The organism is Halalkalibacillus halophilus DSM 18494 (genome assembly GCF_000423105.1).
Classification (GTDB): Bacteria; Bacillota; Bacilli; order Bacillales; family Alkalibacillaceae; genus Halalkalibacillus; species Halalkalibacillus halophilus.
Genome location: NZ_AUHI01000004.1, coordinates 300,303 through 317,592, shown reverse-complemented (window position 1 = coordinate 317,592; position 17,290 = coordinate 300,303). Strand labels below are relative to the sequence as shown.

Below are 17,290 nucleotides of genomic sequence, written 5' to 3'. Positions count from 1 at the left end.
CTCATTTTATATAAATTGGATAAAGTGTAAGAATGGTAACATGAAAATCATACTATCGAAACGATCAAGAACTCCTCCGTGTCCAGGTAACAATTGACCTGAGTCCTTCACTTGGTAACTTCGCTTTAGAGCTGATTCAACTAAATCACCGAGTTGTCCTAAAACAGAAGCAATAATCGCAACTATTATCACTACAAACATTGACTCATGGATTGGATAGTTCAATTGAAAAATCACTGCAATTACTACGGCACAAGCAATTCCGCCTACAAAACCTTCAACCGTTTTCTTGGGGCTGATCGCAGGCCATAATTTTCTTTTACCTGTATATTTTCCAAAGAAAAACGCGCCACTATCTGTTAACCATATGATTAATAGAATAAATAAAATATATTCTAAACCGATTTCTCTCGTTGCAAGAAAATAATAAAAACCGATCCCAACATAACCAAGAGATAATAAAATAAAAGCCGCATCTTGAAAAGTAAATTGATTTTTCACGACTACGGAATATGCTAATAATATCAAAATAAGTGCAAAAGCTATTTCAACAGGATTTGTAGGAATTGCTTCTAAAACTCTTGGCTCCATCCAATTAAAATAAAAAATCCATAAAGCTAACATACTAATTATGGCAGGAAATGAAAGAAGCGGGATGTTTTTCATACGAAACAACTCTTTTAATCCAATTGATGCTAATAATGTGATTAGCAAAAATAATGGCCAGCCACCGACAATCAGAAGCGGAATAAAAATTAATAGACCGATAATTGCTGTTATAATTCTAATGATCATTTAAAGACACATCCTATAATCCACCGAACCTTCTCTTTCGATGTTGATATTCTAAAATAGCTTCATCTAATGATGCTTCATCAAAAGCAGGCCAATATCTTTCGGTAAAATAAAACTCGGCATATGCTAACTGCCAAAGCAAGTAATTGCTAAGTCTTTTTTCCCCACTTGTACGAATCATTAATTCTGGTTCAGGAAGATCGTACGTATATAAGTATTTACTAAACAACTCTTCATCAATCTCATCAGTAGAAAGATCTCCATCTTTTACAGAAGTTGAAATTTTTTGTACAGCATCAATTAATTCTTTCCTACTTCCATAATTCAACGCAAAGTTAAGTACTAAACCAGTGTTATTCTTCGTTTTTTCTTTTGCTTGATTAACTGCTTCTTGTGTAAATTCCGGTAAAGATTCAAAATCGCCAATCGTTGTCACTCGCACATTGTTTTCTACTAATTCTGGTAAGTATTGATCTAAAAATCGAGAAGGCAACTTCAAGATAAACTCTACTTCACTTTTAGGTCGTTTCCAGTTTTCTGTGGAAAATGCGTAAAGCGTTAGAGCTTGCACATTTAAGTCAACTGCATGCTTTACTACTTTTTGAATTGTTTTCATTCCTTCACGGTGACCAGCAATTCTTGGAAGCGCTCTTTGTTTCGCCCATCTTCCATTGCCATCCATTATGATCGCTATATGTTTTGGAATATTATCATAATCCAATTCTGATTGTTTTACCTGTTGCGATTTCGACTGAAAAAGCATAGTTATCCCTCACTACCAATGTATGTGATATATAATTTATCTAGTTTATTCATTCTACAATAATCATACTTAAAAATACTAAAAAAAGATAGAAGAAAAATGAAGCTTTCGCTAATCAAGCGAAAGCTAATTCTCTTTTCTTCTATTCTACTATACTCCTGTAATTGCTTGTTCTTTTTGTTCTAAAAGTTGGTCAATTTCTTTGATGTTTTTATCTGTAGACTTTTGTACGGATTCTTGATAATTTCTAGAATCATCTTCTGTGATATCTCCAGATTTTTCTAGTTTCTTTAACTGCTCATTTGCATCTCTACGGATGTTTCTAATTTGTACACGAGCATCTTCTGCATACTTTCGTGTAATCTTAACAAGTTCTTTTCTGCGCTCTTCAGTTAACGCGGGAATATTAATACGAATAATATTTCCGTCATTGTTTGGAGTTAATCCGAGATCAGCTTTTTGAATTCCCTTTTCAATGTCACCCATCGCGGATTTATCAAATGGCGTGATAATTAACATTCTAGCTTCTGGAGCTGAAATGGTAGCTAATTGATTAAGTGGTGTGCTTGCACCATAGTAGTCCACATACACGTTGTCTAATATAGCCGGGTTAGCTCTTCCAGTTCTAACTGTAGAAAGTTGCTTAGAAAAAGCTTCTACTGCTTTCGTCATTTTTTTTTGACAATCTTTTAATACTGCTTCACTCATTCTGATTTCCTCCTAATTAATGTACCAATTTCTTCACCGGTAACTACTCTTTTAATATTACCTTCATCCATAATAGAGAATACTATTAATGCAATATCGTTGTCCATACATAAAGATGATGCTGTTGAATCCATAACACCTAAACCTTGATTTAAAACTTGTAAATAAGATAATTCATTGTATTTAAATGCCTCTTCATTTAAGGTAGGATCATCTGAATAAACGCCGTCTACATTATTTTTAGCCATCAGGATCACATCTGCTTCCACCTCTGCAGCACGTAAGGCAGCAGTAGTATCTGTAGAAAAGTATGGGTTTCCTGTTCCACCTGCAAAAATAACGACACGCTTTTTCTCTAAATGTCTCATGGCCTTCCTACGAATATAAGGTTCAGCAACTTGGCGCATTTCAATTGACGTTTGAACACGTGTTTGAACATCCAAATTCTCTAAACTATCTTGAAGCGCTAAAGAGTTCATTACAGTGGCAAGCATTCCCATATAATCCGCATTCGCTCGGTCCATACCTACTTCACTACCGACTTTTCCACGCCAAATATTTCCCCCACCAACAACAATTGCTATTTCTATTCCAAGATCGTGTATATCTTTAATCTGTTGAGCAATAGATTTAATAAATGCAGGGTCGATTCCATTTCCTTCTTTACCAGCCAATGCTTCTCCACTTAACTTCAATACAATTCTCTTATATTTAGGTGTATTCATAATTACCTCCGCAGAATATGGTGTATGTAAATAACTATTTTTGAAAATAGGGAACACGAGCAGTGTCCCCTACAGATCATTTATTTATTTCTTCACTTGACTCATTACTTCATCAGCAAAGTTTTCTTCACGCTTTTCCATACCTTCGCCAACTTCATAACGGACAAAAGTTTTCACAGATGCGCCTTTTGACTCTAAATAATTTTTAACTTTTTGATCCGGATCTTTTACGAAAGACTGATCTAAAAGACAAATTTCTTCAAAGTATTTTCCTAAGCGACCTTCAACCATTTTTTCTACAATGTTTTCAGGTTTTCCTTCATTCATTGCCTGTTGCTTAAGAACTTCACGCTCTTGTTCAACTACTTCTTGAGATACGTTATCACGAGACAAGTAAGTTGGATTGATTGCTGCTACATGCATAGCAATGTCCTTAGCCACAGCTTCATCTGAAGTACCTTCAACTAAAGATAATACACCGATTTTTCCACCCATATGCATATAAGCACCAAATGCAGCATTATCACCTTTTGTTAAGATTTCAAAACGACGAAGAGAGAGCTTCTCTCCAATCTTTGCAATGTTAGAAGTGATATACTCTTCAATTGTATCTCCTTCCCCATGAAGCTTCTGGCTTAATGCTTCTTCAACATTAGCAGGTTTTTGGTTAAGGATATGAGTTGCTAATTGATCTAGTAAGTTTTTGAACTGATCATTCTTAGCAACAAAGTCAGTTTCTGCATTCACTTCAATTATAACAGCTTCATTTCCTTTAGATACAACGTGAGCTGAACCTTCTGCAGCAATACGGTCTGCCTTTTTAGCAGCTTTAGAAATTCCTTTTTCACGAAGGTAATCAACAGCTTGATCTAAATCTCCATCTGTTTCTTGTAGAGCATTTTTACAATCCATCATTCCAGCGCCAGTTTTTTCGCGCAATTCTTTAACTAATTTAGCAGAAATAGCCATAGTAAAAGTTCCTCCTTATATTAAAACCTTGATATTAATTGCTTTAAAAAGGGTGATAAAAGGCTCACCCTCTTATCACCCGTAACCTTTTTACTCTTTCGTTGCTTCTGTTTCTTCTACAACTTCTTCAGCAACTACTTCTTCAATTACTTCACCCTGTTTAACTTCTAAGATTGCATCCGCAATACTTGTAGTGATTAACTTCACCGCACGGATCGCATCATCGTTTGCAGGAATTACATAGTCAATTTCATCTGGATCACAGTTAGTATCAACCATCGCCACGATAGGGATGTTTAACTTTTGTGCTTCCTTAACTGCAATACGTTCTTTACGAGGGTCTACGATAAACAGAACATCTGGAACGCCTGCCATTTCTTTAACCCCGCCTAAGAACTTCTCTAGACGATCTTTTTCTTTAAGAATCATTACAACTTCTTTTTTAGGAAGTACGTCAAATGTACCGTCTTCTTCCATTCTTTCAATATCTTTCAAACGATTAACACGTTTTTCGATTGTTTGGAAGTTTGTTAATGTTCCACCTAACCAACGCTGGTTAATGTAGTACATACCTGAACGAATAGCCTCTTCCTTAATCGTATCTTGTGCTTGCTTTTTAGTACCTACGAAAAGTACTTTACCACCGTCTTGAGCGACTTCTTTGATAAAGTTGAAAGCCTCGTCCACTTTCTTAACTGTTTTCTGTAAGTCAATAATGTAAATGCCGTTACGTTCTGTGAAGATATATTTACTCATCTTCGGGTTCCAACGACGTGTTTGGTGTCCAAAGTGTACACCTGCTTCTAATAGCTGCTTCATTGAAATAGCTGCCATTTTAATTCCTCCTCGATTGGTTTTATTTTTCCTCCGCTTTAACTCATCAATAAACAAAACTCATATTTAATGAGCACCTCTGTTTATCTCCTTAAGCGTGTGTATTAACACCAAAAGTAAATATACCATATGGCGCTTTTTGTATCAAGTATTATTTACTCAGTTTTTGGTTAAATTTTAAGATTAACTCAACTTCTGTCCGCCCTATATCTAAAGACTTGGCAATTTCATCAATAGTTAAACCTTGATGATGAAGCTGATGGATCTGTGAAGGGGTCGACTGTATTTCTACTTGATCTTCCATATCAAGTGTTGGGGGTTGATATGTAGTACTTTCTCGTTCGGAATATTTATCTTCATGTTCTGCTTTTATAGCTGAAGGAGCCTTCATTGAATAGGGGTTTCTTTTGTTATTCTTTTGCCTTGAAAGTTGATCAGTTTCTGTGATGTTTAATGGCTCTTCTATGGTCCGCTCATTATTAGCTTTAGAATCTAAGGAACTAGAATGTTGCTTCTTTTGCTCGATTTCACTCATCTGTTGTAAAAACTTTTTATTTTCATCTTTTAATTCCAATAAATAAGAATTAAAAATATCTTCAAACTCTTGTATTCTTCGTTCTACATGTTTCTCACCTTTTGGCTTCTCTTTAATCTTTTGATATAAAAAGAAAATAATAATGAAGGTGACACCATGTAAAATCAAATTAAATATTTCCAGTATAATCACCTGCTATCCGGAGAAATCTATTTGCTTCCCTAAGTATGGGTGGTCAATGTCTGTCTGTTTATTACCTTTATCTGTCGAAGATTCTCCTTTATCAAATAATTCATTCGAATTTGCACCGTCTTTATCAACGAGAACATTCTCAGAATTATTGGCTTCAATTACTGCTTTCCGTTTTCGATTAAGTTCATGAATGTGTTCGTCTTGTAATCTATCCTGCATTAATTGACCTCTTTGTTGTAATTGATCTTGAAGTTGGCCGGCATCTTGAGTCCGTGGAAGTGCAACCTGTAATTCAACAGCTTTCCAACTCATAAATACTCATCCTTTCCAACTTATAAAGGGACAATTGAAAAATCGCGATCACGATACACAACAGAAATATAATTGCTTTGTTTTTTGACAACATGTGTATACTTACCAGACACGATTTCAACATTTGGATACATTATACCATTAACGTTCACCTTCACAAAATCTTGAACTGGAGAATCACCCTCACTCTGCAATTGTACAAGCTGGTATTCCTCATCTAACTCAGATAATTCTAATTTTGCCTTCTCTATCGAATGTCTTTGTCTTAAGAGAGTAATTCTTTCTTTACTTGATAAATCTCTCACCTTACTCAATTGTTCTACCTTATTTCCTATAAGCTCCAACTTTTTAATCTGATCGGTAAGTTCTTTCATTCGTTCTTCTACATATGTTTTTTTCTCTAAAACTTTTTTATTTGCACCTAAATAAACAGTTGTCTTCGTACTTAACCTATTACCAATATCTTTTCCCTCTACAAGCTTTCCTGCAGAGATAGATCCACCAATAATATTACCTTTTTGGCAATACACCTTTTCTCTAGCAATAATCTGACTATGTAAAATAGAATTTTGTACAACGACATCTCTGCCAGCTTCTAAAATCCCCTGATTCACATTTCCTACATGTATATCTAAGTTCGCACGTAACCTTCCTTTACCTAATGCAGAAATGCCTTCTTTAATAAAAATAGATCCCCCAGCATCGATGTCTGCTGCTTCAACCAACCCTTTTATCGTAACATCCCCTCTAGCTTTTAATGAAAAACCATCTGGAACGTCCCCTCTAATTACAATAGAACCGTTAAAATCTATATTACCTGTCTTTAAATCTATGTCATCATTTACTTCATAAACAGGCAACACATTAATATCTTTCTCCGTGAGGCTTACCTGTCCACTATCTGTTGCATAAATCGTACGGTCTTCTGGATTATATTTCGTGTTTTCTCCTGTCTTTAACTTAACTTCTTTACCTGGTTTTGCAGGAAGCGATTCGTTATAGATATTCGTGCCAGCAGTTCCCTCTGTAGGCGGTACTATGGTTAATAATCGGTCCCCTACCTCAACTATAGGAATTTTCATCATATCTTTAAAATTAATTGAGTGCTGATAATCATCTACTCTAAATGAGGTTGCAAGGCTTACATGATATTCCACATCGCCATCTTCCCCATCGATCGGCTCACTTCCATGCGCAACTTCAACTTTTTCTTCTAATTCAGTAAAATCTCTACAAAAATAAGCTAATGATTCTTTATGTATACCGTAGATAATCTGCATTTCTTTTAAGTATTCTAAAACATTTTCAATCGTTACAATCGATTTAAGTGTATCGACATCAAACTCGTCCTCTGTCTCTGGTTTTTCTTCAGAATCCTGAGAAGGAACTAGCATCTTCCTTGCTGCGGGACTAAGCTCCAGTGATGCCTGCATTTTATTTTTATTTATATGTAAGATAATTAAGTTGTTTAATTCCATTGACATCACCTTCATATTTTATAGAAGCTAGAAAAATACATTACGTAAGTTCATTTCGTAATCGTGTGATAGCCTTGCTATGAATTTGACTGATTCTTGAAGTAGATAAATCCATAACTTCTCCAATTTCGGTTAAAGTTAATTCTTCTTTGTAAAATAAACTTAAAACCAATTGTTCTTTTTGGTTTAATATTTTCATTTTGGCCAAGATCGCCTGAATGCTCTCCTGTTTTTCGTACGACTGGTCAGGGGTTTCCATTTCCTCATCCCGTATTGTATTTCTTAAGCTTTCACGTTGTTCATCTTCTGTATCACTTGTTTTATCTTCTATTGATAAGACATTCGCAAAAAAAGTGTCTTTTACTACTTCTGCAACTTCCGTTTCGTCCATACTTAAGTATTCAGCAACTTCTTCCAGTGAAGCTTCTCGTTGTAATCTTTGCTCAAGCACTTCAAAGGCTTGTTCGATTGATTTAGACTTATCTCGAACAGACCTTGGAAGCCAGTCTTCTTTCCTTAAACCATCGATGATTGCACCACGAATTCTAAAAGAAGCATATGTATCGAATTTTAAGTCTCTAGATGTATCGAACTTCTCCAACGCATCTACTAATCCCATAAAAGCCAGACTTCTTACATCTTGTACCTCAATGTTTTTTGGTAAATGTGAATATATTCTGCTCACTTGATAATTTACTAATGGCATATAATGCTCGACCAAGAAGTTACCGGCCGCTTGATCCTTTGTTTCCTGCCATTTTTTCCAAGTGGAAGCTAAAGAGGATGAAGTTTCTTTCATTTGTAGAACCCCCATACTTATGATTCATCTTGTTGGTCTGATTGTAACATTGACCTCACTGCTTCAGCAGCTTGTTCTGAATCGATTTCATCTGACTCACTTTGACTTTTGTTGTTTTGCTGATCATTTTTATCATTCGATGTATTTTCCATATCAACGTGCTTCACTTTATATGAATCTTCTTTGTTTCGTAAACTGAAAGTCAATATTTTTCTAAATATAAACATAAAAAGAAAGGAAAAAACAAAAAATAGTAGTGCTTTTACAAGTGCATGACTGGGATCATTAATGGTAATGGATAATAAAAACACATATACACTTGTTGAAGTTGCAATTAAAATGTTCCACCAAATAGATCCAATCATTAGATGTAAGTCACGCCTTCTTTAATTGTCTTAATTTTCAGTTGAAATGAATCCAATAAAAATTCAATTGTTCTACCTTTATTCCCACCAACATCCTCTGATATAATTGGAATCTTTCTATCTTCCAATAATGACCTTACCGCTTCTGTATTTCTATTTCCAATACGCATTAGTTCATTACTGCTTTTCACGTCAAACATTTGGGCTCCTCCAGCCATTTTGGCTTTCAACCTGCTCTCTCTCGCTCCAAGCTCCGTTAAAGAATCTATAAGCAATTGGATACCAGTATCAGCAAATTTTGCGCCATTAAAACTTGTTGTTCGTGACATTGTTGAGTCCGGTAACATTACATGAACAAGCCCAGCAACTTTCTTCCTTTCATCATACAACACCAACCCTATACATGAACCTAACCCAGCGGTCATAATAGTGTTTGGATATTCTACAACATTATAATCTGCAATCCCAACCTTCGTCATGGTAGCCACGCTAGTCATTTGATTGTACCCCTAAAGATTTAAAGATTGTTTCGTATGAAGTTGGGTTTGGTAGTAAAAAGAAATGGCCAGTCATTTCTCTCTCTAATCCTTCAATATCGTGTAATACCGTTTCAATCATAATTGCTTGATCTGTTTCTGTGGAGATTTCAATTAAACCTTGAGTTAGCATAGCTCCTACCATATCTATTGCCACCGTTGGTACAGATTGTATGACTTCGAGTTGAGTAAAGTCAGATAATGCTCTTAAGTATGACCCTGTTAAAATATTACCTAACTCTAAAAAAGCAGAAGCTGCCATCTCATCATGCGATTCCAAAGATGCAGAAGGTGAATCTAACATCATCTGAATAAATAGATCAGCTTCCTCAGGCGCTATTATAAAGAACATACTACCTGGTACATCCCCATCAACTCGAACAAACACAGCAGCTTTCATATCATCTGATCCGCCAACTTCTTCCATCATTTCATCAAAAGATACGATGTTCACTACCGGTACGGTCATTTGAACCGAGCGATTTAATAATTGTGACAAAGAAGTAGCCGCATTACCTGCACCAATGTTACCGATTTCCTTTAATACATCCAATTGAATATTATTTAACTCCTGATGACTCATCACAAATCTCCCATCGATTCTTAAGAACTTTCAACTGTTTCAAGTTTACTAACTTCCTCTTTTGATAGCACTTTATCTAAGTTAAGTAAAATCAATAAACGCTTATCGATTTTCGCAACACCTCGAATATAATCCACGTCAACTGAACCTACAACTTCGGGTGGTGGCTCAATTGCCTCTACCGGTATATCTAACACATCATTTGCCCCATCAACAATCATGCCTACATCTTTATCTTCAATACTTACGATTATCATTCTTGTAGAATCAGTATAATCTGTTAATTCTAATTCAAAACGCTCTCGAAGGTCGATTATTGGAGTAACAATTCCTCGAAGGTTGATCACTCCTCTTACAAAAGTCGGGGCTTTTGGCACCCTAGTAATCTCTTGCATTCGTTCAATTGAACCAACATAAGAAACTGGTACACCATACTCTTCATCTTGTAACTTAAATACGATTACCTTTTCATTCATTACATTTTCTTCAGTCATTGCTTGTCCCTCCTATTTTATAAGTGCGTTACTATCAACAATTAAGGCGACTTCTCCATCCCCTAAGATCGTTGCTCCGGAAATTGCGAAGATGTCTGTTAAATAATTTCCTAATCCTTTTAGAACAATTTCCTGCTGACCGATAAATGAGTCGACAATTAAGCCAGCCATCTGATCGCCTTTTCTTACAATTACTATAGAATAGAATTCATCTTGCTCTTTACCGTTGGAAGGTACTTCAAAAACTTCTTTTAAATCGACTAAAGGTACAATACTACCTCTGAAGTCAATGACTCTCTTATTATGTGCTTTCATAATGTCCGTATCTTTAATAACTGCCGTTTCAATGATTGAAGATAATGGAACAGCATATGTTTCATCTTGAACGATTACTAACATAACTGAAATGATCGATAATGTAAGTGGTAATTGTATAGAGAAAGTTGTACCTTTTCCGTAGACAGAATCAATTTCAATTGACCCACCTAACGATTCAATTGTATTCTTAACAACATCTAACCCTACGCCACGACCAGATATATCAGATATTTCATCTGCTGTTGAAAATCCACTCGCTAGAATTAATTCATTCACTTGACGATCAGTTAAATTCCCAACTTGTTCACTGGTAATCACACCATTTTCTAAAGCTTTCTTAATAACTTTTTCTTGATTAATACCTTGTCCATCGTCTTTGATCTCAACAAACACATGATTACCACTGTGATAAGCTTTTAACAATAGCTGACCAGTTTCAGGTTTTCCAGCTGCTTTTCTCTCTTCAGGCATTTCGATTCCGTGATCAATCCCATTTCGAATTAAATGTACTAATGGATCACCAATTTCATCTATAACGGTACGGTCTAATTCCGTTTCAGCGCCCTCGATCTGTAAGTTTATATCTTTGCCTAACTCTCTAGTAAGTTGCCTAACCATCCGAGGGAATCGATTGAACACTTGGTCGATAGCAACCATTCGCATCGTTAGTATAATATTTTGTAGATCTCCAGAAATGCGGGACATTCTTTCCACAGTCCCTTTTAAGTCATTGTGGTCTAGCTCTTGAGAGATCTGTTCTAATCGTCCTCGATCAATTACTAACTCCTCAAAAAGGTTCATTAGTACATCTAACCGGTCAATATTTACTCTGATTGTTTTATTTCCTGCAGACTTTTTCTTCGTTCCATCTTCACTAGTCTTACTATTTTGATTAATCTCTGCTTCTTCTTCTTGAATTTCAGTTTCTTTTATAGCTTTTTGCTCAACTGTTGGCTGATCAACCATTAATTTGTTGAAGTCTTCAATCTTAACTTCAGAGACTTCGGAAACTTTCATAATCTTAGCTTCTAATTCCTCTTCTGAAATTCCTGTCACAAGTATAACTTCAAAAGACTGATCAAAGTTTTCATCTTCTAATTCACTTACACTTGGTACAGATTTAATTACTTCCCCATTTTGTTCTAATACTTCAAAAACCATATATACTCTTGCTACTTTTAACATACAGTCTTCCGATAGGGTTACTTTTATGTAGTGAACTTGTTGGCCATCTGAAGTAGCTTGGTGAATAACGGTTTCTTCAAATTGATCTACCTTCATTTGATGGTCTACAGGTGACTCAGCCAACGTAGCTGCATTGCTTTCTACCTCAGAAATAGGTTGCTCTCCTGCTTCAATAGCCTGTAATTGAGTTACAACTTTAGAAACATCTTTTTTACCCTCTCCACCATCTGCAATATCCATGATCATTTCTTCTAAATATTCAAGCGATTGTAATAAGACATCTAAAAGGCTAGTACTTACATTTACTTGCTCATGTCTGATTGCATCAAGCACATTTTCCATTTTATGAGTTAAGTCTGCTAAATCCTCATAACCCATTGTGGCTGACATCCCTTTTAAAGTATGAGCAGCTCTAAAGATCTCCTCGACAAGTGATATGTTTGTTGGCTCTTTTTCTAATTCTAATAATTTGTCATTTACAACTTGAAGATTGTCTTTACTTTCATCTATGAATACATCTAAATATTGATTAGTTTCCATATCTATTACCTCCTTCATTAGGTACAGCTTTATTGATATGATCTGCAATTCTATTTATTGATTGAATATCATTTGCTAATCCATTCTCTATAATTGCTTTTGGCATTCCATAGATGACTGCACTCTCTGAAGATTCAGCTATTACATATGTTGATGGATCTTTTTGTATTAAATTCTTCACTCCATCTTTCCCATCGCTCCCCATACCTGTTAACACACTTAAAATTTTGTTCGTTTGTTTTAATTCACTTAAAGAATTAAAGAGTTTGTTAACGGATGGTCGATGCCCATTGATAACATCTTCTTGATCAATATTTACTGCTATGGAGCGTCCTACTTGTTTAAGAGTCATATGATAGTCTCCTGGAGCTATGTATACTACACCATTTTTTGCAATTTCACCATGTACCGCTTCCTTTACTTGTACAGAGGAGAGACGATCTAAACGTTCTGCAAGGGAAGCAGTGAATTTAGCAGGCATATGTTGAACAATAAAAATTGGTGCATTAATATTTTTCGGTAAGTTACTTATAACTTGCTGTAAAGCTTTTGGCCCTCCAGTAGAAACACCGATTGCTACAACTGTCTTCAGATGGTTGAAGTTTGGTTTAACTTCATCTGTAACACGTAGTTGATGACCTTGAGTACGTGGCTTTCTCTCACTTTCCTTCAAATTTGCATTAGTAGCTGCAAGGACTTTTTGATTAATAGTTGCTTCAATTGTTTCAATATCTAATGAAATTGCCCCTGATGGCTTTTGTACAAAATCAACTGCACCTAGCTCTAATGCTTCTATCGTACTTTTGGCGCCTTCAGTCGTTAAACTAGATAACATTACTACAGGTAAGGGGTTTTGCTTCATAATCTGTTCTAGAGCTTCAAGTCCATTTAATACCGGCATTTCAATATCTAATGTTACGACATCTGGCTTCAATTTTCCTACCTTTAATAACCCGTCTTCTCCATTTCTTGCTGTTCCGACTACTTCTAACTGTTCATGTCTATTAATAATGTCACTGATTACTTTACGCATGAAAGCTGAGTCATCGATGATTAACACTTTCTTCATGTTAATCAACCTCTTTTCTTAAAGATTGATGTAAGTTTATTAATAAATGATTGATCCGATTGTGGGATCTCTTCTTTAAGTCTTAAATAATCTAACACTATTTTAAATAGGGTTTTACTTACTGCACTTCTTTGATCAAGTTCAATAAATGGCACTTGTTTTTTTACTGCTTGTGTAACAAAAGGATCATCAGGTAGTGATCCCAGTAAATGGATGTTAAAATCCAAGAATTTATTGATTACTTGTTCTAACTTTTCGTACACAGCTTTCATCTCTTGCTTTGATTCTACTCGATTTACAAGTAAGGAAAGTTTTAATGAATCGACATTTGGACTATGTATCACCATTTGCTTTATTGCAGCATACGCGTCTGTTATGGATGGAGGTTCTGTTGTGGTAACTACAAAACACTCATCTGAAGAATTGATAAATGCCATATGTTCTTCAGTCATCCCAGCACCTAAGTCAAACAAAATATAGTCGTACTTAGAGGTGACATGATCTAATTCTTGAACAAAATAATTATATTTTTCCTCGTTCATATGAAAAAAATCTGTTAATCCTGTACCTGCGGCAACATATGACAAATTATCTGGTCCTTGTTCTATAATATCAGAAATTTGCAATTTTTTCTCTAACATTGTTGTTAAGGAATGGATTGGGTGCACTCCTAAGAGAATATCAACATTTCCCATTCCTATATCTAAGTCAAAGATTAAAACTTTTTTGCCTTGTTTACAAAGACCTAATCCAAAATTCAAAGCGAAATTAGATTTCCCGACTCCCCCTTTACCACTAAAAATCGCAATGGTGTGTGCTTGGTGTTTGTTTACGGGAGGAGCATTTTCTGCATTCACATGTACGCCCTTTTTCATTTTGTTTCTTAATTGGTGAGCTTGGTCATTTACCATAATTGTTCACCAACAATCATTTTGGTGATCGATTCCGCATCCGCATCTTGGATATCTTCTGGAACATCTTGACCGAACGTTATAAAGGAAATTTCAAATTTATGTTTTTTCCAAAGATTTAAAATGGAACCATATTGAATCGTCTCATCCGCTTTTGTAAATATTACTTTCTTTACAGGGAGTTCACTAAATTTTTGGTAAATGTCATCCTGATCTTTTTCTTTAGCTGTTAAAGCTAGGACACAATATAGTTCGTCATTTGTTTCAAAATTGACAAAGGATTTAATTTGTTCCGTATATTCAGGTTTTCTAAAGTTTCTTCCAGCAGAATCTATAAAAACATGATCTTTGTCTTTAAATTTTTCTTTAGCAGCATGAAAATCTTCCGTATTATAGGCAACTTCAACAGGAATATTTAATATTTTTGCATATGTTTTAAGTTGTTCAATCGCTGCGATTCGGTACGTATCCATTGTAATAAAAGCAACACTTTTTCCTTTATTAATAGCCGCATCTGCAGCCAGTTTTGCTACAGTGGTTGTTTTCCCTACACCAGTTGGACCAAACAGATAGATATGTTTCGCTTCGAGATTAAGATCTTTAGGAACACCTGGAGTTATGAAATTTTTAATAAAAGTATGAACATGGCTACGAATATCTTCATCAGTAAGGTTTTTATTTGCTGCATAATATTTTTCTAACAGGTAATCTATTAATTCATCTTGTATATCAGAATTAATACCTTGTTTTTCACATATTTCTACAGCTAGCTGAAGATCGCTTGGTACTCCCGAACTAGAATATGGTCTTTGATTAATCTCTTGCTTTAATGATTTAATCTCGTCTAATAGGTTTTTATTAGCTGTCAGCTGTTGTGCAAACTCTTTATCTTTTGTTTTAGGAGCAGAGTGATTCGTTTCAAAGCTTTTAACTTTTGTTTGTTGACTCTTTTTTCTTTTCGGAACTGGCTGTGGATCTACGGCTGCCAAAACTTCAATTTGCTTTTTTCTAAAAAAGCCTAGTACACCCTTGGTTCTAGCTTCTTTAGAATTCAAGATGACAGCTGATTCTCCAAGTTCTTTTCTTACGTGTTTCATTACTTCAGGCATTGTGTTTGCTGTATACTTTTTAACTTTCATTAGATATTCACCACCCCTGCACTTTCTACTTCAACATCTGGTTCCAGTTCGTTATAAGATAACACGACAACGTCCGTCAGATATCTTCCAATCATTTGTTTCACATACATCCTCACTGCAGGAGAACATAGAATAACTGGAGCAGAATCTTGTCCGAAGGCTTGAGATGCTTGTTTATGAATTATTTCAATTAGTTTTTGTTGTGTTTCTGGGTCCATAGATAAGAAATTCCCATGTTCTGTTTGTTGTACGTTTTCGGCAATCTTCTTTTCTACTTGTGGAGAAAGGGTTACTACTTTCATTTTATAGTCATCAGATGAATACTGCTTCGTAAGTTGGACAGATAAAGACTGACGACAATATTCAGCTAATAAGTCCGTGTCATTGGTCATTTTTCCATAATCAGCTAATGTTTCGAAAATTATTGGAAGATTTCTTACCGAAACTTGTTCATCTAATAGTTTTGCTAATACCTTTTGAATATCTCCAATTGATAACGGTTCAGGAGTCACTTCATCAACTAGGATTGGGTATGTTTCTTTTAAATGGTCAACCAATTGCTGTGTTTCCTGTCGACCCAATAACTTACTAGCATGTTCTTTTATTATTTCCGTGATGTGAGTAGATACAACTGAAGGTGGATCTACTACTGTATATCCTGATAACTCCGCTTCATCTTTCATTTCTTCATTAATCCATTTTGCAGGTAATCCGAATGCAGGCTCTATTGTATCGATTCCTTCAATCGAATCATCATCCATACCTGGGCTCATTGCCAAATAGTGATTCATATAGAGTTCACCTTTTGCTACTTCGTTTCCTTTTATTTTTAATTGGTATTCATTCGGGTTCAATTGAATATTATCTCGAATCCTAACTACTGGTATGACAAGTCCTAGCTCTAATGCAAGCTGTCTTCGGATCATTACGATTCGGTCTAATAAATCTCCACCTTGGTTTGTGTCAGCTATAGGGATTAATGCATAACCAAATTCAAACTCAATAGGATCCATATTTAATAGCTGAACAACATTTTCTGGTGTATTGATTTCTTTTTCTTCTTCCTGCTCTTGTTCTAGATCTTGTTGATCTTCTACTTCTTTGTTTTGCATTCTAGATAAATATAAGCCCCCTACAGTCAAAACACCTGCTAATAATGAGGTTAATAGAAAGTTAATAGGTGTAAACCCAAGGAAGAATATTGTTCCAGCTGCTACATATAGCATTTGTGGATAACGAAACAGTTGTCCTGTTACATCATGGGATAAGTTTCCTTCTGCAGCTACTCTAGTTACTATAATACCTGTAGCAGTAGCTATTAATAGAGCAGGAATCTGAGATACTAATCCATCTCCCACCGTTAATCGTAAAAATACGTCTACTGTTTCAGCTGCACTTAAGCCAAATTGGGTCATTCCAATAATGAAACCAAAGATAATATTAACAAGAACAATAACAATACCAGCGATGGCATCACCTTTTACGAATTTACTGGCACCATCCATAGCACCATAAAAATCTGCTTCATTTTCAATTTTCTCTCGACGTTCTTTTGCTTGTTGTTCTGTAATCATACCAGCATTTAAATCAGCGTCTATACTCATCTGTTTACCAGGCATCGCATCTAAAGTAAATCTTGCTGCAACTTCTGAAACTCTTTCGGCACCTTTTGTAATAACTATAAATTGGATAATAACTAAAATTAAGAAAATAACAAAACCAACAAAAGGATTACCGCCAGTTACAAAATTACCAAAGGTCTCTATAACGCCACCTGCTTCAGCATCAGAAAGAATTGATCTAGTAGTTGAAACGTTTAAACCTAAGCGGAAAAGAGTCAATAGTAATAATAAAGATGGAAAAATAGCAAATTCTAACGCTTCCGTCGTATTCATTGTTACTAGAATTACGAGAAGTGCTAGTGAAATATTTGTTAGTATTAAAATGCTTAATAACCAGCCTGGAAGTGGGATTACTAACATAACAATTATTAAAATAACCCCTAACAGGACAGACAGATCTCTTGCTGACATTTTCAAA

At 35.3% G+C, this 17,290-nt stretch carries 19 protein-coding genes; all 19 read right to left on the bottom strand.

Going from position 1 to position 17,290, the window contains the following annotated elements; genetic code table 11:
• Nucleotides 1-6: 6 nt before the first annotated feature.
• Nucleotides 7-795 (bottom strand): phosphatidate cytidylyltransferase, encoded by a 789-nt coding sequence (locus G532_RS0101645; protein ID WP_027963222.1) that lies wholly within the window; start codon nucleotides 793-795, stop codon nucleotides 7-9.
• 13 nt (nucleotides 796-808) lie between these two features.
• Nucleotides 809-1,558: an undecaprenyl pyrophosphate synthase gene (locus G532_RS0101640; protein ID WP_027963221.1), complete on the bottom strand. Its 750-nt coding sequence runs from the start codon at nucleotides 1,556-1,558 to the stop codon at nucleotides 809-811.
• Nucleotides 1,559-1,708: 150 nt separating this feature from the next.
• The gene (gene frr / locus G532_RS0101635; RefSeq protein WP_027963220.1) at nucleotides 1,709-2,266 is read right to left on the bottom strand and encodes a ribosome recycling factor; all 558 of its coding nucleotides are present in this window, start codon (nucleotides 2,264-2,266) and stop codon (nucleotides 1,709-1,711) included.
• Entirely contained in the window at nucleotides 2,263-2,991 is a 729-nt protein-coding gene (gene pyrH, locus G532_RS0101630) for a UMP kinase (protein WP_027963219.1), read from the bottom strand. The genes frr and pyrH overlap by 4 nt, the downstream gene beginning before the upstream one ends.
• A gap of 84 nt (nucleotides 2,992-3,075) precedes the next feature.
• Entirely contained in the window at nucleotides 3,076-3,960 is an 885-nt protein-coding gene (tsf, locus tag G532_RS0101625; RefSeq protein WP_027963218.1) for a translation elongation factor Ts, read from the bottom strand.
• A 90-nt stretch (nucleotides 3,961-4,050) separates the two neighbouring features.
• Entirely contained in the window at nucleotides 4,051-4,794 is a 744-nt protein-coding gene (rpsB, locus tag G532_RS0101620) for a 30S ribosomal protein S2 (protein ID WP_027963217.1), read from the bottom strand.
• A gap of 151 nt (nucleotides 4,795-4,945) precedes the next feature.
• Entirely contained in the window at nucleotides 4,946-5,497 is a 552-nt protein-coding gene (locus G532_RS0101615) for a DUF6115 domain-containing protein (RefSeq protein WP_027963216.1), read from the bottom strand.
• 27 nt (nucleotides 5,498-5,524) lie between these two features.
• Nucleotides 5,525-5,833 carry a hypothetical protein gene (locus tag G532_RS0101610; protein WP_027963215.1) on the bottom strand — a complete coding sequence of 103 codons (309 nt, stop codon included), beginning with the start codon at nucleotides 5,831-5,833 and terminating at the stop codon, nucleotides 5,525-5,527.
• Between the two features lie 20 nt (nucleotides 5,834-5,853).
• Entirely contained in the window at nucleotides 5,854-7,311 is a 1,458-nt protein-coding gene (locus G532_RS0101605; protein ID WP_027963214.1) for a flagellar assembly protein A, read from the bottom strand.
• 40 nt (nucleotides 7,312-7,351) lie between these two features.
• A complete protein-coding gene (locus G532_RS0101600) occupies nucleotides 7,352-8,110 on the bottom strand; it encodes a FliA/WhiG family RNA polymerase sigma factor (protein WP_027963213.1) in 759 nt (252 codons plus the stop codon).
• 17 nt (nucleotides 8,111-8,127) lie between these two features.
• The gene (locus tag G532_RS0101595; protein ID WP_027963212.1) at nucleotides 8,128-8,475 is read right to left on the bottom strand and encodes a hypothetical protein; all 348 of its coding nucleotides are present in this window, start codon (nucleotides 8,473-8,475) and stop codon (nucleotides 8,128-8,130) included.
• A complete protein-coding gene (locus tag G532_RS0101590; protein ID WP_027963211.1) occupies nucleotides 8,475-8,972 on the bottom strand; it encodes a chemotaxis protein CheD in 498 nt (165 codons plus the stop codon). Before G532_RS0101590 ends, G532_RS0101595 begins: the two co-directional genes overlap by 1 nt.
• Nucleotides 8,965-9,594, bottom strand: coding sequence for a chemotaxis protein CheC (locus G532_RS0101585; protein WP_027963210.1), 630 nt, complete (start codon nucleotides 9,592-9,594; stop codon nucleotides 8,965-8,967). Before G532_RS0101585 ends, G532_RS0101590 begins: the two co-directional genes overlap by 8 nt.
• Nucleotides 9,595-9,614: 20 nt before the next feature.
• Nucleotides 9,615-10,088, bottom strand: a complete 474-nt coding sequence (locus G532_RS0101580) for a chemotaxis protein CheW (protein ID WP_027963209.1) — start codon at nucleotides 10,086-10,088, stop codon at nucleotides 9,615-9,617.
• A gap of 12 nt (nucleotides 10,089-10,100) precedes the next feature.
• Nucleotides 10,101-12,131 carry a chemotaxis protein CheA gene (locus tag G532_RS0101575; protein ID WP_027963208.1) on the bottom strand — a complete coding sequence of 677 codons (2,031 nt, stop codon included), beginning with the start codon at nucleotides 12,129-12,131 and terminating at the stop codon, nucleotides 10,101-10,103.
• Nucleotides 12,121-13,200 carry a protein-glutamate methylesterase/protein-glutamine glutaminase gene (locus G532_RS0101570; protein ID WP_035512348.1) on the bottom strand — a complete coding sequence of 360 codons (1,080 nt, stop codon included), beginning with the start codon at nucleotides 13,198-13,200 and terminating at the stop codon, nucleotides 12,121-12,123. The genes G532_RS0101575 and G532_RS0101570 overlap by 11 nt, the downstream gene beginning before the upstream one ends.
• 5 nt (nucleotides 13,201-13,205) lie before the next feature.
• Nucleotides 13,206-14,111: a MinD/ParA family protein gene (locus tag G532_RS0101565; RefSeq protein WP_027963206.1), complete on the bottom strand. Its 906-nt coding sequence runs from the start codon at nucleotides 14,109-14,111 to the stop codon at nucleotides 13,206-13,208.
• Nucleotides 14,105-15,250, bottom strand: a complete 1,146-nt coding sequence (gene flhF, locus G532_RS0101560; RefSeq protein ID WP_027963205.1) for a flagellar biosynthesis GTPase FlhF — start codon at nucleotides 15,248-15,250, stop codon at nucleotides 14,105-14,107. Before flhF ends, G532_RS0101565 begins: the two co-directional genes overlap by 7 nt.
• A complete protein-coding gene (gene flhA, locus G532_RS0101555) occupies nucleotides 15,250-17,283 on the bottom strand; it encodes a flagellar biosynthesis protein FlhA (RefSeq protein ID WP_027963204.1) in 2,034 nt (677 codons plus the stop codon). The genes flhF and flhA overlap by 1 nt, the downstream gene beginning before the upstream one ends.
• Nucleotides 17,284-17,290 lie beyond the last annotated feature (7 nt).